The 19,436-nt window shown below is 64.9% G+C and carries 19 protein-coding genes; 12 read left to right on the top strand and 7 right to left on the bottom strand.

Going from position 1 to position 19,436, the window contains the following annotated elements; genetic code table 11:
• The first annotated feature begins 52 nt into the window (after nucleotides 1-52).
• Nucleotides 53-661 (top strand): GNAT family N-acetyltransferase, encoded by a 609-nt coding sequence (locus ACUN9V_RS07205; RefSeq protein ID WP_445510892.1) that lies wholly within the window; start codon nucleotides 53-55, stop codon nucleotides 659-661.
• On the opposite strand, the gene tsaA is transcribed toward ACUN9V_RS07205, so the two are convergent.
• Nucleotides 578-1,396 carry a tRNA (N6-threonylcarbamoyladenosine(37)-N6)-methyltransferase TrmO gene (gene tsaA / locus ACUN9V_RS07200; RefSeq protein ID WP_445510891.1) on the bottom strand — a complete coding sequence of 273 codons (819 nt, stop codon included), beginning with the start codon at nucleotides 1,394-1,396 and terminating at the stop codon, nucleotides 578-580. The genes ACUN9V_RS07205 and tsaA overlap by 84 nt on opposite strands.
• Before the next feature lie 113 nt (nucleotides 1,397-1,509).
• On the opposite strand from tsaA, the gene ACUN9V_RS07195 reads away from it, so the two are divergent.
• The 4 genes from ACUN9V_RS07195 to fabF all read left to right on the top strand — a co-directional run bounded on the left by ACUN9V_RS07195 (nucleotide 1,510) and on the right by fabF (nucleotide 4,540).
• On the top strand, nucleotides 1,510-2,070 hold the full coding sequence (locus ACUN9V_RS07195; RefSeq protein ID WP_075563701.1) for a hypothetical protein: 561 nt from the start codon (nucleotides 1,510-1,512) through the stop codon (nucleotides 2,068-2,070).
• Nucleotides 2,071-2,109: 39 nt separating this feature from the next.
• Entirely contained in the window at nucleotides 2,110-2,613 is a 504-nt protein-coding gene (locus ACUN9V_RS07190; protein ID WP_445510890.1) for a GNAT family N-acetyltransferase, read from the top strand.
• Nucleotides 2,614-2,689: 76 nt separating this feature from the next.
• Nucleotides 2,690-3,265: a winged helix-turn-helix transcriptional regulator gene (locus ACUN9V_RS07185; protein ID WP_445510889.1), complete on the top strand. Its 576-nt coding sequence runs from the start codon at nucleotides 2,690-2,692 to the stop codon at nucleotides 3,263-3,265.
• Nucleotides 3,266-3,277: 12 nt separating this feature from the next.
• Nucleotides 3,278-4,540 (top strand): beta-ketoacyl-ACP synthase II, encoded by a 1,263-nt coding sequence (gene fabF / locus ACUN9V_RS07180; RefSeq protein WP_110691594.1) that lies wholly within the window; start codon nucleotides 3,278-3,280, stop codon nucleotides 4,538-4,540.
• 263 nt (nucleotides 4,541-4,803) lie between these two features.
• Here the strand turns inward: fabF and ACUN9V_RS07175 are convergent, their stop codons facing one another.
• A complete protein-coding gene (locus ACUN9V_RS07175) occupies nucleotides 4,804-5,598 on the bottom strand; it encodes an SDR family NAD(P)-dependent oxidoreductase (protein WP_445510888.1) in 795 nt (264 codons plus the stop codon).
• Nucleotides 5,599-6,024: 426 nt separating this feature from the next.
• On the opposite strand from ACUN9V_RS07175, the gene ACUN9V_RS07170 reads away from it, so the two are divergent.
• The 5 genes from ACUN9V_RS07170 (at nucleotide 6,025) to astB (ending at nucleotide 12,341) form a co-directional block, all read left to right on the top strand.
• On the top strand, nucleotides 6,025-7,239 hold the full coding sequence (locus ACUN9V_RS07170; protein WP_110692411.1) for an aspartate aminotransferase family protein: 1,215 nt from the start codon (nucleotides 6,025-6,027) through the stop codon (nucleotides 7,237-7,239).
• Between the two features lie 26 nt (nucleotides 7,240-7,265).
• A complete protein-coding gene (locus ACUN9V_RS07165) occupies nucleotides 7,266-8,360 on the top strand; it encodes an arginine N-succinyltransferase (protein ID WP_445510975.1) in 1,095 nt (364 codons plus the stop codon).
• Complete coding sequence (gene astA / locus ACUN9V_RS07160) at nucleotides 8,360-9,379, top strand: arginine N-succinyltransferase (protein WP_445510887.1); 1,020 nt, start codon at nucleotides 8,360-8,362, stop codon at nucleotides 9,377-9,379. The genes ACUN9V_RS07165 and astA overlap by 1 nt, the downstream gene beginning before the upstream one ends.
• A 48-nt stretch (nucleotides 9,380-9,427) precedes the next feature.
• Complete coding sequence (astD, locus tag ACUN9V_RS07155) at nucleotides 9,428-10,897, top strand: succinylglutamate-semialdehyde dehydrogenase (RefSeq protein ID WP_445510886.1); 1,470 nt, start codon at nucleotides 9,428-9,430, stop codon at nucleotides 10,895-10,897.
• Nucleotides 10,898-10,973: 76 nt separating this feature from the next.
• Nucleotides 10,974-12,341: an N-succinylarginine dihydrolase gene (gene astB, locus ACUN9V_RS07150; protein ID WP_445510885.1), complete on the top strand. Its 1,368-nt coding sequence runs from the start codon at nucleotides 10,974-10,976 to the stop codon at nucleotides 12,339-12,341.
• A gap of 9 nt (nucleotides 12,342-12,350) precedes the next feature.
• On the opposite strand, the gene ACUN9V_RS07145 is transcribed toward astB, so the two are convergent.
• From ACUN9V_RS07145 to ACUN9V_RS07135, 3 genes are all read right to left on the bottom strand, one after another.
• On the bottom strand, nucleotides 12,351-13,400 hold the full coding sequence (locus ACUN9V_RS07145) for an SPFH domain-containing protein (RefSeq protein ID WP_439285621.1): 1,050 nt from the start codon (nucleotides 13,398-13,400) through the stop codon (nucleotides 12,351-12,353).
• Between the two features lie 5 nt (nucleotides 13,401-13,405).
• On the bottom strand, nucleotides 13,406-13,861 hold the full coding sequence (locus ACUN9V_RS07140; RefSeq protein ID WP_445510884.1) for a nodulation efficiency, NfeD-like protein: 456 nt from the start codon (nucleotides 13,859-13,861) through the stop codon (nucleotides 13,406-13,408).
• A gap of 215 nt (nucleotides 13,862-14,076) precedes the next feature.
• The gene (locus tag ACUN9V_RS07135; protein WP_445510883.1) at nucleotides 14,077-14,991 is read right to left on the bottom strand and encodes an MFS transporter; all 915 of its coding nucleotides are present in this window, start codon (nucleotides 14,989-14,991) and stop codon (nucleotides 14,077-14,079) included.
• Nucleotides 14,992-15,194: 203 nt separating this feature from the next.
• On the opposite strand from ACUN9V_RS07135, the gene ACUN9V_RS07130 reads away from it, so the two are divergent.
• Both ACUN9V_RS07130 and ACUN9V_RS07125 read left to right on the top strand, forming a co-directional pair.
• Complete coding sequence (locus tag ACUN9V_RS07130) at nucleotides 15,195-15,737, top strand: TetR/AcrR family transcriptional regulator (protein WP_445510882.1); 543 nt, start codon at nucleotides 15,195-15,197, stop codon at nucleotides 15,735-15,737.
• Nucleotides 15,738-15,938: 201 nt separating this feature from the next.
• Entirely contained in the window at nucleotides 15,939-17,288 is a 1,350-nt protein-coding gene (locus ACUN9V_RS07125; RefSeq protein WP_445510881.1) for an MFS transporter, read from the top strand.
• A 27-nt stretch (nucleotides 17,289-17,315) separates the two neighbouring features.
• On the opposite strand, the gene ACUN9V_RS07120 is transcribed toward ACUN9V_RS07125, so the two are convergent.
• The gene (locus ACUN9V_RS07120; protein WP_445510880.1) at nucleotides 17,316-18,692 is read right to left on the bottom strand and encodes an amidase; all 1,377 of its coding nucleotides are present in this window, start codon (nucleotides 18,690-18,692) and stop codon (nucleotides 17,316-17,318) included.
• Nucleotides 18,689-19,372 (bottom strand): DUF2848 domain-containing protein, encoded by a 684-nt coding sequence (locus ACUN9V_RS07115; RefSeq protein ID WP_445510879.1) that lies wholly within the window; start codon nucleotides 19,370-19,372, stop codon nucleotides 18,689-18,691. Before ACUN9V_RS07115 ends, ACUN9V_RS07120 begins: the two co-directional genes overlap by 4 nt.
• Between the last annotated feature and the right edge of the window lie 64 nt (nucleotides 19,373-19,436).

Genomic DNA, 19,436 nt, shown 5'->3' with positions numbered 1-19,436 from the left:
GATCGATGGCAGCGGCGCGCCAGTCATCGATACGTCAATCAAAGGGTAGGCCATGAAGCACTACGCAACCGATCGGCTGACGTTGAGACAGCCGGATCTTGCAGACGCAACGCGACTTTTCGCCATCTACGGCGACCCTGAAACCAACCGGTTCAATCCGGCCGGCCCGCACGCCGATGCTTCGGTCTCGATGCAGGTGTTGAATCGCTGGAGGGAACACTGGGAAAACCATGGCTTTGGGGTCTGGGCGATCGAGGAAAAGGCGAAGCCGGGGATCGTCATCGGATTTGGCGGTCTTGGCTGGGCGGAAGAAGAGGGCTGGGGCTGGATCGTCAATCTGGGATATCGATTCTCCCCCGCCGTGTGGGGAAAAGGCTATGCCACCGAGATGGGGCAGGGCGCGATAGAGTTCGCGACAGAGCGCCTGGCAGTCGAGGCACTGTATGGCCTGGTTCGCCCGCAGCACGAAAAGTCGTTGCACGTCCTGCAAACTGGGATTCGGCGAAGTCGGTACGCTGGAAGACACCCCCGGTCAGCCCGCCAGTCTGGTGCTCGAGCGATCACTGCGCTGAACCGGTCAGCGCGGTTCGATCGCCTCCACGTGGATTTCGGTTTCACCGTCACGGTCCACGACGCGAAAGCGCACGTTGACGTCACGTAGGAACACGCCATAGCACCTCGCGGTGTCGTTCAGGCTCGACGGTGAAGACGCGCCGCCGTGATAGGCAGGGCGCGGATCCTGTGCCAGCACCTCGTCGATCAGCCGGGCCAGCGACTGGCCATCGTCGTGCCGCTGGAGGGCGTCGTTCGCCGCGAGGCTGAACGTGACGCAATGCCGGGGCGGTGGCGCGGGGGCGAAACCGGCGTCGGCATCGGGACGAGACTCGGCCCATGGCAGGTACGGTCTGATGTCGACGACGGGCGTGGCATCGCAGAGATCGTGTCCCCGCAGGTGAAGCTTGACCCGGCTCCGCTGCTCGGCGAGACGAGAGCCAACAATCGGCGCCTGTGCCAGCGAGGGTTTTGGCGTGCATTCCACATCGACCAGCTCGACCAGCGACAGACCGAGTCGGTTGGGGCGATGAGTGCTGCGACTGGCGAAGACGCCGATACGCTGATTGCCCCCTAGCCGTGGCGGCCGCACCCTTGGCGTCCAGCTCTGCGGGCTGCGATCGAAGACGAAGGTCAGCCACAGATGGGTGACTGCTTCCAGGCCCTCGACCGCGAGGGGATCATCGAAAGGCGCTGCCAGGTAGAGAATGGCGCGGGCAGACGGCGCCAGCCCGGGTTGCCGCGGAATCCCGAACTTGTCGGGATAATCGCTGGCGACATGCCCGATCGCCTCCAGCGTGAAAGCGTCATCGGTCGCAGAGGAAGGAAGTCTGGGCGCTCGCATCGTGAAATCGGTTCCAGAGGTGAAATTTCATAACGGTGCCATACTGCATGAGCGCTCTCACGAGGGCACGAAGGCAATTCGAAAACTCGCATGATACCAAGGAGAGGTGTTGGATGAGTTTCCTGCACGTTTATCACGAAGCGGATAGCGACCAGCCGCTGCTGACCACCCATGACGCCTATCGCATCTCGCTAGAGCTGAGTTCGATCGAAGTCTATTTCGATCGGCGTGAGCTGGTGGAGGTGCCGGTTGGCATTCAGCAGCAGCAACTGGTGATGTTGAACAATGAAACCGCGACCGAGATCCAGCAGCTGAGCGGACGCCGATACTGCGACCTGCGCGGCATGAGCCCGCAATATCCCGATCTGGCGCTCAGGCGCGAGCTGCTGTGCACCGAGTCCTCGAACGACGAGGAGAGCTGGCATCTGTTCCTGCGAGGCCAGGCCATTTTCTACTTCCATCTCAATGGTCGCGTCTACGTCGTCGGCTGTGATCGGGGAGATCTGATCTCGGTCCCCGCGGATCTGCCGCACTGGCTGGATATCGGCCCCGAACCCGACTTCCTGGTACTGACGTTGAGCAACGCGCAGTCGCCGGACCTGATTGCCACGGCGAGTGATATCGCCCTGCGGTTTCCACGTTTCGAAAAGTTGGTCGACGGCATGGCGGCGTGACAGAACCGCGTCGCGGCCGTCGATCCGGGAGAGGACACGATGCTCGAGCGGACCCGTTTCCGTCAGGCGCTGCCCAAGGACGCGCCGGATCAGGCCGAAGTCTTCCATCATGCGATCATGGAAGGGGCGGCCGGTCGGTATAGCCTGGCCCAGCGTCGGGCCTGGGCGTTGGCGCTGCCTCGAACTGCCGAGGCATGGATGGCTCGCCAGGCGATCCATTTCACGCTGGTCGCGGAATGCGACGGTCACTGTGTGGGCTTCTGCGAACGCGACATGACCGCCGGGCGTATCGAAACGCTCTACGTCTGGCCTTCGGTGGCCCGACAGGGTCTGGGCTCGCGCCTGATGTCGCTGTCGGTCGATGCCTTGCGGGACGCCGGCCACCGGGAGGTATCGATCGAAGCGAGTCTGGTGCTGGCGCCATCACTGATCGCCCGGGGCTGGGAAACACTGGGCGAGGATCGTGTCGAGCGTCACGGCGAGTGGCTGGCGCGTCTGCGCATGCGACTGGCGCTGCGTAGCCAAGAAGATGATGGACATTGACGCAGGCCATTCGTGAACGGAGGTCCCTTCGCAGGCGTTCCCTTGGACTGGGAAATTCGGTAAAGTCGCTTCCATAATGAAAGTGACTCACGATATTTCCGCTCTTTGTCCCGTGGCCCGCGCGCTGGAGTGTGTCGGCGACAGCTGGACGCTGCTGATCCTGCGTGACGCCATGCAGGGAGCCCGCCGCTTCGACGAATTCCAGCGCGGGCTGGGCATCGCGTCCAGCATGCTGACGGGGCGTCTGGACCGTATGGTTGCCAGCGAGCTTCTGGAAAGACGCTGCTACCAGCAGCATCCCCCGCGCCATGAATATCATCTGACCGCCAAGGGGCACGATCTCGCCCCGGTCATTCTGATGCTCTACCGCTGGGGCGAGCGTCATCTGCCGATAGAAGCCAACGGTTTCTATCTGATCGACCGACGGTCGCAACAGCCCGTCGATCCGATTGTCTACGACCGCCTCCAGCAGCGGCCGTTGGCGCCAGGGGACGTGCGTATGGCGCCGGGACCCGACGCGACACCGGCGGTTCACGCGCGAGTCGAGCGCATGCGCGAAGCGTTCGAGCGCAGGACTTCTTCCGACTCGACGGTGGAGGCGGCGTCCGACTGGTGCCAGACTCGCACTGCGAGTGATTCGATCAATGACTGAAAGGACATCGTCATGCGACGTATCGTAGTGACAGGTATGGGAATCCTCTCGCCGCTGGGATGCGGTATCGAGACGGTATGGCAGCGTCTGCTGTCTGGCGCCTCCGGGCTACGCCAATTGCCGGCCGAGACCGTCGAAGGCCTGGCCGTCGGCGTGGGTGGCCCGGTGCCGGCCATCGCGGACGACAGCGCCGGTTTCGATCCCGACGCGACTATGGATCCCAAGGAGCGGCGCAAGATGGACCGCTTCATCCAGATGGCGGTGGCGGCGGCGGAAGAAGCGCTGGCCCAGGCCAACTGGTTCCCGCAGACCGAAGCCGAGAAGGAGCGCACGGCGACCCTGATCGGCTCGGGCATCGGCGGCTTCCCCGCCATTGCCGATGCGGTGCGCACGGTCGATAGCCGCGGGCCGCGCCGGCTGTCGCCGTTCACCATTCCCTCGTTTTTGGCCAATCTCGCCTGTGGCCAGGTGTCGATCCGCCATGGCTTCAAGGGCCCGCTCGGCGCGCCGGTCACCGCGTGTGCCGCCGGCCTGCAGGCGATCGGCGACGCCGCGCGCATGATTCACGCCGGTGAAGCCGACGTGGCACTCTGCGGTGGCAGCGAAGCCTGTATCGATCGCGTCAGCCTGGGAGGCTTCGCGGCCGCCAAGGCGCTCTCCAGTCACTTCAACGACACCCCGGAACAGGCCTCGCGACCGTTCGATCAGGGTCGAGATGGCTTCGTGATGGGCGAGGGCGCCGGGCTGATCGTGATCGAGACGCTCGAACACGCCCTGGCACGCGGCGCGACGCCGATCGCCGAGCTGGTCGGCTACGGTACGACTTCAGACGCCTATCACATGACAGCAGGCCCCGAGGATGGCTCCGGCGCGGCGCGCGCGATGGAGATTGCGCTGCGTCAGGCCGGGCTGGACGCGGGCGAGATTCAGCATCTCAATGCGCACGCGACCTCGACGCCGGTCGGCGACCGGGGCGAACTCGCCGCCATTCATCGGCTGTTCGGCGACCATTCGCCGGCAATCAGTGCGACCAAGGCCACCACCGGTCACCTGCTGGGTGCCGCAGGCGGCGTCGAGGCGATCTTCACGTTGATGGCGCTGCGCGATCAGATCGCGCCGCTCACCCGCAACTACACCGACCCCGACCCGCTGGCAGCGGACCTGGACGTGGTCCACGGCGAGTCGCGCAAGATGCCGATGGAGCACGCCATCTGCAATGCCTTCGGGTTTGGCGGTGTGAATGCCAGCGCGATCTTCAAGCGCTACGAGGGCTGAAACGGGCTGCGCTCGGCAATACGACACGAGCTACGACTGCGCCGGCTTCGGGGCGCTAAACAGCAGCTACGAGCTACGAGCTACGAGCTACGAGCTACGAGCTACGAGCTACGAGCTACGAGCTACGAGCTACGAGCTACGAGCTACGAGCTACGAGCTACGAGCTACGAGCTACGAGCTACGAGCTACGAAAAGGGCCAGCGACTGACGTCGCTGGCCCTTTTCTCGCAATAAGCCCGTGTTGGCTTTCGCGGCTCGCGATTTCAGGCCATCGTGTCGACGATCCCACCTTCGACCCGCATCGCCGCGCCGGTGGTGGCGCTGGCCTGGGGTGAAGCCAAGTAGACGCTGAGGTTGGCGACTTCCTCGACCTCGGCGACTCGCTGGATGATCGACGACGGCCGGTTCTCCTTGACGAAGTTGGCTTCCGCCTCGGCCTCGCTGATGCCTTGCTGCTGGGCGATGTCGGCAATCATCTTGCCCACGCCTTCGGACTTGGTCGGCCCGGGAAGCACAGCGTTGACCGTGACCTGGGTGCCTGCCAGAACCTTGGCCAGTCCGCGCGAGATCGACTGCACGGCGCTCTTGGTCATGCCGTAGTGAACCATCTCCGCCGGAATGTTGAGCGCGGACTCGCTCGACAGAAACTGGATTCGACCCCAGTCGCGCTGCTTCATTCCCTGGGCATAGTGGCGCGACAGCCGCACCGCGCTCATCACGTTGACGTCGAAGAACTGCTGCCACTCTTCATCGGGAATCTCGAAGAAGTCCTTGGGCCCGAAGATTCCGACGTTGTTGATCAGAATATCGCAGTCCGGCTTCTGCTCGATCAACGCCTGGCAACCCTCGGCCGTGCCCAGATCGGCGGCCACGCCGTCGAGGGTGGCGGCCGGGAGCGCCTGCTTGAGGGTGGCGATGGCGTCGTCGACGCGCGCCTGGGTCCGGCCGGTGACGGTCACGGCGGCACCGGCGCCGGCCAGGCCCTTGGCGATGGCCAGCCCGATGCCGGCGGTGGACCCGGTGACGATGGCGGTCTTGCCTGTCAGATCGATTTTCATCAGATGTCTTCCTTAGCGGTTTGGGCTTAGCAGTTTTAACTTAGCTGTTGCGGCTTTGCTGTTTTGCCTGCGCCTCGCCGGCCGTGGGTCTGCGGCGATGGTTATCGGCGAGGGGATGGCTCCCACGAAAGTGGCAGAGGTACACTCCGACATCGGGGCAGTCGTCGCGAACACAACCCGTGCGATGACGCTCGACGACTTTTCAGACAAACCCAAAAGCTTTTATCGGGTAGCCGGTCAGTGGCAGCCAGTCAGTGGCAGCTAGTCAGTGGCGGCACTTCAACGACAGGCGCCAATGACGGCCCTCGTGGCAACGGGGCGCTTTTCGCAATTCGCCGTCCCATCGCTGAAAGCCGCGAGGCCGTCGCCTCCTTATACTCATTCGACATACTTATTCGACACCCCCTAACCTCCAGGGAGAAAGACATGGCCGCGAGCCCGACACGTGACGATTTCGACAGCTACATGACCCCCAACTATTCGCCGCAGCAGGCGATTCCGGTGCGCGGCGAAGGCAGCCGACTGTGGGATCAGGCGGAGAAGGAGTACATCGATTTCGCCGGTGGCATCGCGGTCAATGCGCTGGGGCACTGCCATCCGGCCTTGGTCAATGCGCTGACCACCCAGGCCAACAAGCTGTGGCATCTCTCCAACGTCTATACCAACGAGCCGGCGCTGGCGCTGGCCAAGCAGATGGTCGAGCGGACCTTCGCCGACAAGGCGTACTTCTGCTCTTCCGGCGGCGAAGCCAACGAAGCGGCCTTCAAGCTGGCGCGTCGCTGGGCGTTCGACAACTTCGGCGAGAAGAAGCACAAGATCATCTCGTTCAAGCAGGCGTTTCACGGCCGCACCCTGTTCACCGTCAGCGTCGGCGGTCAGCCGAAGTATTCCGAAGGTTTCGGCCCGATCCCGGGCGGCATCGTCCACGCCGAGTTCAACGATCTCGACAGCGTGCGCGCGCTGATCGACGACGAGACCTGCGCCATCGTGGTCGAGCCGATCCAGGGCGAAGGCGGCGTGACACCGGCAACGCCGGAATTCATGCAGGGCCTGCGCGAGCTGTGCGATCAGCATCAGGCGCTGCTGGTAGTCGACGAAGTGCAATCCGGCGTCGGCCGTACCGGTAAGCTCTATGCCTACATGCACTATGACGTGACGCCGGACATCCTGACCACGGCCAAGGCCCTGGGCGGCGGCTTCCCGATCGGCGCGATGCTGACCACCGATCGGGTCGCGCCGTCGCTGGCGGTGGGGACGCACGGTTCCACCTACGGCGGCAACGCGCTGGCCTGTGCCGTGGGTCTGGCGGCGCTGACCACCATCGACACGCCTGAGGTTCTGGAAGGCGTCGAACGTCGTCACGCGCTGTTCCGCGAGCATCTCGAGGTGATCAATCGCAAGTACGGCGTGTTCAAGGAGATCCGCGGCATGGGCCTGCTGATCGGCGCCGAGATGAGCGACGACTTCCACGGCAAGGCACGGGATATTCTGCCGCTGGCCCTCGAACAGGGGCTGATGATTCTGGTCGCCGGTCCCAACGTGCTGCGTATGGCGCCGTCGCTGGTGATTCCGGAAGCGGATCTTCAGGAGGGCATGGCGCGGCTCGAGATCGCCATCGGGCAGCTCGTCAACCCATCATGATCGCCTCCGATATCGTCTCTAGTGGCATGGATGATCCCGCGGCGCGAAGCGTGGGCAACCTGCTGGTTCGCCCGGCGCAGTCGGGCGATCTGGCCGCAATCGAGCGGCTTGCCGGTGGCGCCACGCCCCGGCTGACCAATCTTCCCGCGCATCGTGACCGGCTCGAGGAGCGGATTGCCCGCTCCGCGCGTGCGCTGGCCCACAACGTCGACTTCCCTGGCGACGAACTCTACACCTTCGTGCTCGAGGATCGGGACCTGGGCGAGATCGTCGGCACCGCCAGCATCCGGGCGCAGGCGGGGGCGCAGGACGCCTACTACACCTATCGTCAGGAAACCCTGATCCACGCCTCGCAGCAGCTCAATCTGCGCCACGAGGTGCAGACGCTGTCGCTCTCCCACGAGATGTCGGAAGTCTCGCTGCTGTGCGCGCTGTCGCTGGATTCGCGCTATCGCGGCACCAGCGCGGCCACGTTGCTGCGCCGCGCCCGGCTGATGTTCATCGCCCAGTATCCCGAGCGCTTCGCGCAGACGCTGGGCGTCGCCTTTCCGGGCTATCTCGACGAGGAGGGCAGGTCGGCTTTCTGGGACAGTGTCGGCCATCACTTCTTCGAGCAGGGCTATCACGAGATCAACCTGCTAGCGGGTGTACGCTCGAAGAGCTTCATCGCCGAGGTGATGCCGCAGTTTCCGCTCTATCTGCCGCTGCTGACGCCCCAGGCCCGCGCGGCGATCGGACGTGAACATCCGGATCATGAACAGGCGCTGCAGGAAATGCTCGCCGAGGGTTTCGTGCGCTCGCGCCACGTCGATATCTTCGACGCCGGACCGGTGGTGAGAGGCGAGCGACAACGCCTGCGCACGTTGACCCACTGCGGCTGGCATCCGGTACGGATTCGCCCGGCGGCCTCGTTGCCGGATGCCGAACCGGCGATGGTCGCCAATCAGCAACTGGCCGATTTCCGCTGCACCGTCGCGCGCTATGCGCTTACGCCGACCGGTCAACTGATGCTGTCGGAAGAGCAGGCGGCGCTACTCGGCGTCGAAGAGGGTCGTGCCGTACTGGTCGCGCCGCTGGCGCTACCCAATGTCGAAGACGCGTTGGACGAGGGAGAACTGTAATGCGCCTGCGACCCATTGGGCATCACGATATCGACGAACTGCAGGCGTTGGCGCAGGAGACCGGTGTCGGTTTCACCTCGCTTCCCAACAGCCGCGAATTTCTGAGCGCCAAGATCGACAACGCGGTGGCGGCCTTCGAAGGCCGCGTCCCCGAGCAGGAGCGGCTCTATTTCTTCGTGCTCGAGGACGAGCAGAGCGGTGAACTGGCGGGCTGCTGCGCAATCGAGGCCGAGGTCGGCCGCGAGACGCCGTTCTACCACTACCGCGTCGGCAAACTGGCTCACTCGTCGGTCCAGCTCGATCTGCACCGCACCATCGATACGCTGTTTCTGAGCTCGGATCATACCGGCGATGCCGAAGTCGCCTCGCTGTTTCTGCGTCCGGCCTACCGCCGCGATCGCAACGGCACGCTGCTCTCCAAGGCGCGCTGGCTGTTCATGGCGGAGTTCCGCGACTGTTTTCCGGCCAAGGTGCTGGCGGAGATGCGCGGCGTGTTCAGCCCCGACGGCGTCAGCCCGTTCTGGGACAGTCTCGGCAGCCACTTCTTTCCGATGGAATTCAAGCAGGCCGACCAGCTCACAGGGCTGGGTCAGAAGAGTTTCATCGGCGAGCTGATGCCGAAATACCCGATCTATACGCCGTTTCTGCCGCAGGCGGCGCGGGAGTGTATCGGCCAGGTCCACGAGCACACCCGGCCCGCGCTGGAGATGCTGAAGAAGGAAGGGCTGCGCTGGGAAGGCTATATCGACATCTTCGATGGCGGGCCCACGGTCGAGGCCTATATCGACGACGTTCGCGCGATCCGCCACTCATCCTGCGTCACGGTCGAAGTCAGTAGCGAGCGGCTGGAACAGTCCGAACGCCCCGGCTGGATGGCCGCGACCACCGGAATGAGTGATTTCCGCTGTAGCTGGATCGGCCGCGGCCCCAGCGAGGGCGGTGTGATCACGCTGACCACGGCGGAAGCCGAGCGGTTGAACGTGAACAGTGGCGATGCCTTGCGGGTGCTCGAGTCCTGAGTGCCGACGAACGGCCGACGCAATTTCCAGAACAACCAGGAGTGATGTATGCACGCCAAGCAACAACTGCTGATCGACGGTCATTGGATCGATGGCGCCGCTGCGCGGTTCGACAAGCGCGACCCCATCACGGGCGACACGTTATGGCAGGCCGCAGCGGCCTCCCCCGAGCAGGTCGACGAAGCGATCGCAGCGGCACGGCGTGCGTTCCCTGGCTGGGGGCGGCGGCCGTTCGCCGAGCGTCAGGCCGTGGCCGAGCGTTTCCGCGACGAGCTGGAAGCCAATCGCGAACCGCTCGCTCTTAGTATCGCCCATGAGACCGGCAAACCGATCTGGGAAGCGCGCACGGAAGTGGGCGCGATGATCGCCAAGGTGGCGATCTCGCTCACCGCCTATCACGAGCGTACCGGCGAGCGCGCTCGCGATGCCGGCGGCACACGAGCGGTATTACGACACCGCCCGCATGGCGTGCTGGCGGTTTTCGGCCCCTACAACTTCCCGGGGCATCTGCCCAACGGCCATATCGTGCCGTCGCTGCTGGCGGGAAACTGCGTGGTGTTCAAGCCCAGCGAGCAGACCCCGATGACCGCTGACCTGACCCTGCAGTGCTGGGAGCGGGCGGGCCTGCCTGCCGGTGTGATCAACCTGGTTCAGGGCGCGGCGGAAGTGGGGCAGGCTTTGGCCGGCAACGCCGATATCGACGGCCTGCTGTTCACCGGCAGCGCCAAGGTCGGCGGGCTGCTGCATCGTCAGTTCGGCGGGCAGGTCGGCAAGATCCTGGCGCTGGAACTGGGCGGCAACAACCCGCTGGTGGTCAAGGACGTGCGCGATCTCGATGCCGCGGTGCTGACCATCATCCAGTCGGCGTTTCTTTCCGGCGGTCAGCGCTGTACCTGTGCACGTCGTCTGATCGTGCCGCAGGGAGAATCCGGCGATCAGCTGATCGAGAAGCTGGCGCGGACACTGGCCGAACTGCATGTGGCCGAGCCCTTCAGCGAACCGGCGCCGTTCTATGCCGGACTGGTCAGCCCGCAGGCGGCGGAAGGTCTGCTCGAGGCCCAGCGCGACCTCGAAGCCCGCGGTGGCAGGGTGCTGGTGCGGATGCAGTCGCTACAGGCCGGCACGAGTCTGCTGTCGCCGGGGCTGGTCGATGTCACCGGCTGCGACGTGCCCGATGAAGAGCACTTCGGCCCGCTGCTCAAGGTCGATCGTTACCGGAGCTGGGACGAGGCGATCGAGCTGGCCAACGCTACCCGCTACGGGCTCTCCGCCGGTTTGATCGGCGGGGACCAGCCGGATTGGGACGACTTCCTGCTGCGGATTCGGGCCGGCATCGTCAACTGGAATCGTCAGACCACCGGTGCCTCCAGCGATGCGCCGTTTGGCGGGATCGGCGACAGCGGCAACCATCGCCCGAGCGCCTATTATGCGGCGGACTACTGCGCCTATCCGGTCGCCTCGATGGAGGCCGATACGCTGACCCTGCCCGCGGAGCTGCCGCCCGGCATTCGGCTATGAGCGATTCCGTCAGCCATGCCGCCATTAGCCAAGACATCAGCTACGCCACCAGTCAGGCCACAAGTGGAGTCACGCGATGAGCGACACGACGAACGCTTCCGCGCCGGACGTGCGTGAAGTCAATTTCGACGGCCTGGTCGGCCCGACGCACAATTACGCCGGGCTGGCCCACGGCAACGTGGCCTCGATGCGCCACGGCGGATTGGCCTCCAACCCGCGCGAGGCGGCGCTGCAGGGCCTGGCCAAGATGAAGTCGCTGATGGACTCAGGCTACGCCCAGGGCGTATTGCCGCCGCAACAGCGCCCGGATCTGGGTGCGCTGCGTGCCCTGGGGTTTGGCGGCAGCAACACCGAGATACTCGCGCGAGCCGCGCAGGAAGCGCCGCAGCTTCTGCGCGCGGTGTGTTCGGCCTCCTCGATGTGGACCGCCAACGCGGCCACCATCACGCCGGGTTTTGATGCTCCGGACGGTCGCGTGCACTTCACGCCGGCCAATCTGCAGTCGAGTTTCCATCGCTATCTCGAACCGGAAACCACCGGCCGCGTGCTGGCGTCGATTTTCCGTGACGAGCGCCACTTCGCCCACCACAGCGTGCTGCCGGCGACGCCGGCGTTTTCCGACGAGGGTGCGGCCAATCACACCCGCCTGTGTGGCGAGTACGACGAGGCCGGCGTGCATCTGTTCGTCTACGGTCGACAGGCCTTCGGCGGTGAGCGCGCCCCCCAGCGCTATCCGGCGCGACAGACGCTGGAAGCGAGCCAGGCGATCGCGCGTCAGCACGGGCTCGACGATTCACAGGTCGTCTTTGCCCAGCAGCATCCGGATGCCATCGACGCGGGCGTCTTCCACAACGACGTGATCGCGGTGGGCAACGGGCCGGTGCTGCTCTATCACGAGATGGCGTTTCTCGACGAGGAGAAGACGCTGGAGGCGCTGCGCGCCCGAATGACTTCGCCGCTGATCCCGGTACGGGTGCCCAGCGAGGCGATCAGCCTCGAGGACGCGGTCTCGACCTACCTGTTCAACTCGCAGCTGTTGTCGAATCCGGATGGCAGCATGACGCTGGTGGTGCCGGGAGAGTGTCAGGAGAACGAGGCTGTTTGGCGAACGATTCAGGATCTGCTGCTGGCGGGCTACAACCCGATCAGCGAAGTGACGGTCAAGGACGTCAAGCAGAGCATGCGCAACGGCGGCGGTCCGGCTTGCCTGCGTCTGCGGGTGGTGCTCTCGGCGGCCGAGCGCCAGGCGCTGAGCGGACGGGTGCTGCTGAACGATGCGCTATATGCCGACCTGGTGGGCTGGGTCGAGCGTCACTACCGTGACAGCCTGACCCCGGACGAGCTGGCCGACCCCCGGCTCGCCGACGAGACGCTAACCGCGCTCGACGAACTGACCCGGCTGCTGGGCATCGGCAACGTCTATCCGTTTCAGATGGGGTCGTAGACCGGCCGGTCAGCCCTGGCCGGCGGCGCCGCCGACCATGCCGCTGCGCAGGTCGGCGCCACTCTGGCGGTTTTTGACATGCTGGCCCACGACATCTTCCGGTGAACCGGCCATTTCCCGGAACATCCCCATGCTGCCCAACAGGGCGGAAGACTCGTAAGGCACGAACACGCGCTCGCCATCCTTAGCCATGGTCGGTAGCGCCTTGATGTAGCTCTGGCCCAGCAGATAACCCACCACGGTTCGCTTGTTCTCTTCCGTCTCGCCGATGGCATTGAGCACCAGCTTGATCGATTCCTGCTCGCCCTGGGCGCGTAGGATGGCGGACTGCTTGTCGCCTTCGGCATTGAGAATCGACGATTCGCGCTGACCCTGCGCCATGGCGATGGCAGCGGATTTCTCGCCCTCGGCTTCGGTCACCGTCGCGCGGCGTTTACGCTCGGCGGCCATCTGCAGGCGCATGGCGCTCTCGACCTCTTCCGGCATGGCGATGTCCTGCACCTCGACCCGTGAGATCTTCACGCCCCACTTGGACGCCGGCTCTTCCATGGCGGACTGGATCGCGTTGTTGACCTCGGCGCGGGATTCGAACAGCTTGTCGAGCTCCATCTTGCCCACCACCGAACGCAGCGTGGTCTTGGCCAGCACCTCGACGGCCTGACTCATGTTGGCGACCTCATAGACCGCCCGCTTGGGATCGATGATCTGGTAATAAAGCGCGCCGTTGATGGTGACCGTCACGTTGTCGGTGGTGACCACCGGCTGTCCGGGGAAATCCATGACCGTCTCGCGGCGGTCGATACGGATCTCGTCGGTGGCGATCGGGTAGTACTCTTCGCCCTGCTTGCGATAGCGAATCATGCTGATGGCGCGGGGCTGTTCGATGAACGGGATGATGAAGTTGATCCCGCTTTCGAGCAGCCGGTTGAAAGAGCCCAGACGCTCCACGACCATCACCTCCGACTGGCGAACGATCACCAGCCCCTTGACGATGAGCAGCACGCCGATAGCGACGATGATCAGGCTGAGAATCAGCCCCGGGCTGGCGAAAAGATCCATATGCATTACTCCGGTGGGCGTTTCAGCGTCACGATGGCTTCGGTGCCATCGAAGCGCTGAAAGATGACCGCGCTGCCCACGGGCAGTTCGGTCGTGTCGGTGTCGGCGACTCTCAGTCGATAGAAATCGCCGTTGATCTTGAGGCCGGTGGCGCCGTCGAAGTCGCGCTCGAGCGTGCGGTACTCATGGCCTTCCTCGACGCCGGTGCCCGTCGTGCCGTAATCGACGCCCGGTGGTGAAAACCACGGCCGGATCACCTTGATGACCACGGGCAGGAGCACGCCGGCGACGATCCCCAGACCCAGCAGTTGCCAGGTCATCGACGCCCCCAGCCAGGCCAGCAGCGCCGCCACGGCGGCCGCGATCGCCAGCGCCAGCAGCACCAGCGCGCCGGAGGCCAGCTCCGCCAGGCCCAGCAGCAGCGCAACACCCAGCCACACATAAGCCACGTTCCAGTCCATATCGGTCCTCGGTGATCGATTCAGGGCGAAAGTCTCTCGAGGTCAGCGCTCGACGCCGGCCGGCACCCGTCAGCCTCGCTGCAAAGCGGTCCAGAAGGTTGCCCGCGTCGGACAGAACAGCGTATCAGAGATCGTTACGACAAAGAGGATAGCGATCACCGTCGATGCGCATGCGAGAAGTGATGTGACGACCATGACGTGACTGGCTGGGCGGGTCAGTCGTCGCCCAGCTTGACCATTCTGGGCCGGCCGAACAGTGCCAGACCTACCAGCGAACAGAGCCCGACGATCAGCAGACTGTGATGGGTCAGCCGCGACGCCAGGCGGGCGACGATGTAGCTGCCCGGAATGCTGGTGAGGTTGATCAGCGACAGCATGATCCCGGCGGTCGCCACCGGAACACCGGCCTGGATCGCCACCGCCGGCACCCATGTCTGCAGCGTATAGAAGCTCAGTGACTGAGCGCCCATGAACAGGGTGAGCGTCCATGCCACTGGACTTCGGAACAGTCGCGACATCGGCGGTCGATGCGTAGCGGCCGCTTCGGCGGGGGCCAGAGAGAGCGCCACGCGCCACCACACGATGGCGGAGCCGATGCCGAAGGCGGCCCACAGCCAGATCGGCGTGGACCAGCTCCCCGACAGGTTCATCAGCGGAATCGCGCTACCGGCACTGATCGTGGCGCCAACGCCCATCATCACCGTGTACAGGCCCATGGTGCGGCCCAGGCGGTCACCGCGGTCGCGTTTGACCAGGCTCGGCATGAACACGTTGCCGAAGGCGATGCCCATCCCCGCACACAGGGTGCCGAGCAGCATGACCGTCAGACTCTCGATACCGCGCAGCACGCCGCCGATGGCGATCAGCGTGATCGCGCAGGCGATGGCCCGGTCGAGGCCGACCCGGTCGGCGAAACCCGGCGCCAGCGGCGAGAGCAATCCGAAACAGAGAATCATACCGGTGGTGAAGAGGCTTGCCGTTCCCGCGCCGATGGAGAGCGTCGACATGATCGGATCGAGCACCGGCCCGATGACCACGATCGGCGCCCGCAGATTGATCGCCGCCAGGCCGAAAGCGACGAGCCACAGCCAGGCCGGTAGCGGGGGACGAGAGAGCGAGGCTGAAGGCACGAGCAATCACCGAGGAATGAGCGGGCCGGCATTCTAGCATTCGGAAGGCGAGAGACAGACTCGACCATTGATCGAAGGGCCAGGACGCCCGACGGCCTGACCTCTCGTTGGGAAATTCTTGGGATTAGATCAGCGATGTAAAGTGATCGTTTTACATGCGCGTTATTACGGTCTAGTCTTGAAACAGACAAGCGAGACAGGGGATGGATATGAACACCGGCATCGACATTCGCACACGGCTTCTCGAGACCGCCGAGCAGCTCTTTGACCGGCATGGCTTCACCGCCACCGGCATGGATCGGCTCACGAGCGGTGCCGGCATCTCCAGTCGTACGCTTTACAAGCACATCGGTAGCAAGAATCGGCTGGCGGCGGCGGTGTTGAACGAACGTGATCGTCGTTTCATGCGTTCGCTGCACGTCGATAGCGTCGACGCGCTGTTCGACGCGCTGGAACGCTGGTTTGCCACGGAAGGGGCGCGGGGGTGTCTTTTCCTGCGCACCTGGGGCGAGACCGGTGGTGACGTGGCCGAAGTCGCCGAGGCCATGGCGCGACATAAGCAGCGCCTCTCGTCGCGGATCGACGAGATCGTTGTGGCGGAAATCGGTCGACGTGACGATGAACTCGCCGAGCAGATCCTGATTCTGTTCGAGGGCGCGACCCATGCCACGGCGTATCGCGGCGAAACGGCGATTCCCGCAGCCCGGCGTGCCGCAAGGCTATTGATCGCTGGCGCACGCGCCTAGCGGGCGCCGTTCAGACGCGGCGAACCAGCGGTCTGACGCCTGACAATCTGACAGCGACAGAGCTCTGTTCTCTAGTTCCGTTCTCTGGCTCTGTTCTCCGATTCAAGGCCGGCGAATTTGTCATGGTTGTAGGGAAAACGATCACTTTACATCAAGGCCATGAGATGCGGCGTTTGCCGCGCCAGGCCGAGGAGGCATCATATGATCCGCAAAGAACTTCGACTCATCGTCGCCGGCACCCTGCTGATCGGCGTGAGCTACGGTCTGGCCCGCTTCGCCTACGGTCTGTTTCTGCCCAGCATGCGCGAGGATGTCGGACTGAGTTCGGCCATGGCCGGGGCGATCGGCAGTGGCGCCTATGTCGGCTACTGCCTCGCGATCGTGGCCAGTGCAATGCTGGTGGAGCGTTTCGGCGCTCGGCTGATGGCCGTCGCCGCCGCCCTGATTGCGGCAGCCGGCATGGCGGTCGTTTCGATCAGCGAGAGCCCGCTGTTGCTGGCCGGCGCCATTCTGCTGGCGGGAACGAGTACCGGATTGGCTTCGCCACCGATGGCCCAGGCCGTCTCGCGCGCGATCCCGGAAGCCCGTCAGAGCCGGGCCAACACCATCATCAACGCCGGGACCAGTCTCGGCGTCGCGGTCTCCGGCCCGGTGGCATTTCTCGCCACCGGTCAATGGCGAGTCGCCTACGCCGCGTTCGCGATCACCGCATTGGTGAACGCCGTGCTATTGCTCCTAAGCGTACCGCGACCCCCGGCCACCGAGACGCGTGTCAACGCCGCGCCCAAGGCAGGCAAGGATTCTTCCCAGCAAGAAGGTCGTCAGAATCGAGGCGGTTTATGGCGGGCGCCGGCGTGGCGAGTGATGTTGGCCGCGGCGGGCACGGGAATCGCCAGTGCCGCCTACTGGACGTTCTCGAGCGAAGCGGTCGTCACGCAGGGGAATTTCGATCAGACGGTGGCCAATATCGTCTGGATTCTGATCGGTGTTGCAGGTCTGGTCGGAGGGCTGGCGGGGGATCTCGTCAAACGTTTCGGCCTCGACGCCGCTAATCGCGGGTCGCTCGGCGCACTGGCGCTCTCGCTCTGCCTGCTGGCACTGATGCCTGCTAGCCTCCCAGCGGTGCTCGTTTCGGCGGCGCTTTTCGGCGGCGCTTACATCATGCTCACTGGCGTCTATCTGGTCTGGGGGATCCGGCTCTACGCGGACCGGCCCGCCATTGGTCTTGGCCTGCCGTTTCTGATGATCGCCGTGGGCCAGATCGTCGGCTCGCCGCTGGCCGGCTATCTGATCGGCAGCCGGGGATACGCCTTCTGCTTTATCGTCTTTGCGCTGATTGCCGTGGCGACGATGCTGGTTGGATACCGGGCGGACGGACCGCGGAGCGACGCGGCAACGGATCGAGGCGATTGTGCTCGGCGAAAGGAGCCACGAGCCCAGCAGCCTTCGATCCCTCGCTTTTACATGCCGGCCATGCCGCCGCTGGGGTTGATCGAAAAGATCGGTCGGAGGTTCAGCGGCGGGCTCGGCTCCGGTACCGACAGACCTTGAAGCCGTCGAGGGGCGGCTCTGAGCGGATCAGTCTCCCAACATCGCTTCCACGACACTCGCGTGTTGCAACAGCGCGGCATCGTCGCCCTGGGGGCGCGACAGCATCAGGCCGATCGGCAGGTCGGCACCGGCCGGGAAGTAGGGCAACGAGATCGAAGCCGCGTCGAGATAGTTGAAGACGCTGGTATTACGCAGCGCCAGCCGGTTCGCCCTCTGGAACGCGGTGGCATCGTTTTCGAGCTCGGCTCGCTTTGGCGGCAACGTCGCTACCGTCGGCAGCAGCACGGCGTCGAAGCCGCTCATCTCGGCCGCAAAGCGCCGCTGCCAGCCGGCTCTCGGCCATAGACGCTGGAGGTAATCCGCGGCGCTGATATCCCGACCGCCGTTCAGACGCTCGGCGATCAGCGGATCGTAGTCCGCCTCGGCTTGCGCGAGCTGATCACGATGCAGTGCCGCCGCTTCGGGCACCACCAGGCCGCCTTGCTGATTGATCGCCAGCGCGCCGTCGACGGCCTCGAAGCTCAGGCGTTCGATGTCACATCCCTTGGCTTGGAGCGCGGCCACGGCCGCTTCGAAGCCGTCGCGGACGGCGTCGTCCAGTTCGCTCAGCAGCCCGCCATCGGCGATCGCCAGGCGTAGCGGCCGCGGGGCGGAATTCAGCGCCGGCATCGGCCGATCGGCCAGCACCGACCACAGCCGCGCGCAGCAGTCGACACTGGGCGCAATCGGGCCGACGCAGTCCAGGCTTGGCGCGAGCGGGTAGGCACCTTCGCCGGGCACGGTTTGCTGGCTGGGCTTGAAGCCGGTCAGCCCGCAGAACGCGGCCGGTATCCGCAGCGAGCCGCCGGTGTCGCTACCCAGCGTCGCCGCCGCCAGGCCAAAGGCGACCGAAGCCGCGCCGCCGGAGGTCGAGCCGCCGGTGATACGCTCGGCGTCGAACGGGTTGGGCGGGGTGCCGAAATTTTGATTGAGCCCGAGCCCAGAAAACGCGAACTCGCTCATGGAGGTGCGTCCGGTCAACAGCGCGCCGGCGCGCCGGAGGCGGGCTACCGAGGGCGCATCCGCCGCGGCGGGTGCGCTATTACCCAGCACCCGGGAAGCCGCCTGGGTCACCTCGCCGTGGACATCGAACAGATCCTTGATGCTGATCGGAATGCCGCCCAACGACTCGTTCGGATCGATCCGCGTTAGCCGGTCACGCAGCTTGTCGGCATCGAATTCGATGAAGGCCGTGGCAATGACGTCGGGCATCGTCTTCGCCCGTTCGATCAACGCCTCGAGTGCGTCTGCCGGCGTGAAGTCGCCGGCGTCTAACGCTGCCTGCCAGTCCGCCAGCCGCCGTCGACGCGGCGGCCGAGCCCAGAACGCTGTCGCGGCATCCTGCGGCGTCTCTGATGAGCTCATTGCGCCACCTCGAGTTCGATGACGGTATAGACATGACTGAGGCGGCGATCCAGCACCGGGTCGTTGAGCGTCATCGAGAAGCAGGCGCTGGGGCGGATGCCGCCGATCGCCGGCACCGTTCCGCACAGCAGCAGCGTGTTGGGCGCGAGGAATTCGCCCTGCTTGAGGGCGGTGGGCAGTTTGGCCAGCAGCGTATCGACGTCGAGCAGCTCGGCGAGCGTGCCTTGTTGATAGGTGGCGGTGTGACCGTTCTCCTCGATCTCGCTCGAAAGCTCCAGCGAGTCCCAGTGCTCGCGGATCTCTTCCAGCGCCCACGCCTGCGTGGCGACCGGCTTGGCACAGAGCTGCTTGGACTCGGCCACGCCCACGGCTTCCAGCTTGCGGTCGGTGTGATCGGAGGCCAGCGTCACCCACAGCCGACCTTCGCTATCGCTGACCAGACAGACCTCGGCTTCGCCGGAGCCTTCGCCGCCGAGCATCTCGACGTCCGGCGCCTGGGTCAGCAGCTGGGCGCTGGCACGATAGAACAGCGGCACGCTAGACGGCGGCTTGACGCCGAGCTCGGCCAGCTCCTCGATATGGTGCTGCACGCCGGCCTGATCGCGGCCGGCCCAGCCGGCGATGGCCAGGCGCTGAGGTGAGAGAGTGAAAGTGCCCTGCGGGGTTTCGAAAGTCAGCATGAGATCGTTTTCCTGTTCAAGGGTGCGTCATTGAGCGCGTCAGTCAGGGCGTCAATGAATGAGA

Source organism: Salinicola sp. V024, from assembly GCF_052645315.1.
Note: the sequence above shows the minus strand (reverse complement) of the source record. Positions and strands in the feature narration are given on the sequence as shown.

Bases quoted from the DNA above. Each gene is read 5' to 3' on its own strand.
- ACUN9V_RS07145 (WP_439285621.1), bottom strand. From the start codon at position 13,400: ATGGATCTTTTCGCCAGCCCGGGGCTGATTCTCAGCCTGATCATCGTC.
- ACUN9V_RS07170 (WP_110692411.1), top strand. From the start codon at position 6,025: ATGGCCGCGAGCCCGACACGTGACGATTTCGACAGCTACATGACCCCC.
- ACUN9V_RS07205 (WP_445510892.1), top strand. From the start codon at position 53: ATGAAGCACTACGCAACCGATCGGCTGACGTTGAGACAGCCGGATCTT.
- astA (WP_445510887.1), top strand. From the start codon at position 8,360: ATGCGCCTGCGACCCATTGGGCATCACGATATCGACGAACTGCAGGCG.
- ACUN9V_RS07175 (WP_445510888.1), bottom strand. From the start codon at position 5,598: ATGAAAATCGATCTGACAGGCAAGACCGCCATCGTCACCGGGTCCACC.
- astD (WP_445510886.1), top strand. From the start codon at position 9,428: ATGCACGCCAAGCAACAACTGCTGATCGACGGTCATTGGATCGATGGC.
- ACUN9V_RS07120 (WP_445510880.1), bottom strand. From the start codon at position 18,692: ATGAGCTCATCAGAGACGCCGCAGGATGCCGCGACAGCGTTCTGGGCT.
- ACUN9V_RS07165 (WP_445510975.1), top strand. From the start codon at position 7,266: ATGGATGATCCCGCGGCGCGAAGCGTGGGCAACCTGCTGGTTCGCCCG.
- ACUN9V_RS07195 (WP_075563701.1), top strand. From the start codon at position 1,510: ATGAGTTTCCTGCACGTTTATCACGAAGCGGATAGCGACCAGCCGCTG.
- ACUN9V_RS07115 (WP_445510879.1), bottom strand. From the start codon at position 19,372: ATGCTGACTTTCGAAACCCCGCAGGGCACTTTCACTCTCTCACCTCAG.
- ACUN9V_RS07130 (WP_445510882.1), top strand. From the start codon at position 15,195: ATGGATATGAACACCGGCATCGACATTCGCACACGGCTTCTCGAGACC.
- ACUN9V_RS07190 (WP_445510890.1), top strand. From the start codon at position 2,110: ATGCTCGAGCGGACCCGTTTCCGTCAGGCGCTGCCCAAGGACGCGCCG.
- astB (WP_445510885.1), top strand. From the start codon at position 10,974: ATGAGCGACACGACGAACGCTTCCGCGCCGGACGTGCGTGAAGTCAAT.
- ACUN9V_RS07125 (WP_445510881.1), top strand. From the start codon at position 15,939: ATGATCCGCAAAGAACTTCGACTCATCGTCGCCGGCACCCTGCTGATC.
- tsaA (WP_445510891.1), bottom strand. From the start codon at position 1,396: ATGCGAGCGCCCAGACTTCCTTCCTCTGCGACCGATGACGCTTTCACG.
- ACUN9V_RS07140 (WP_445510884.1), bottom strand. From the start codon at position 13,861: ATGGACTGGAACGTGGCTTATGTGTGGCTGGGTGTTGCGCTGCTGCTG.
- fabF (WP_110691594.1), top strand. From the start codon at position 3,278: ATGCGACGTATCGTAGTGACAGGTATGGGAATCCTCTCGCCGCTGGGA.
- ACUN9V_RS07185 (WP_445510889.1), top strand. From the start codon at position 2,690: ATGAAAGTGACTCACGATATTTCCGCTCTTTGTCCCGTGGCCCGCGCG.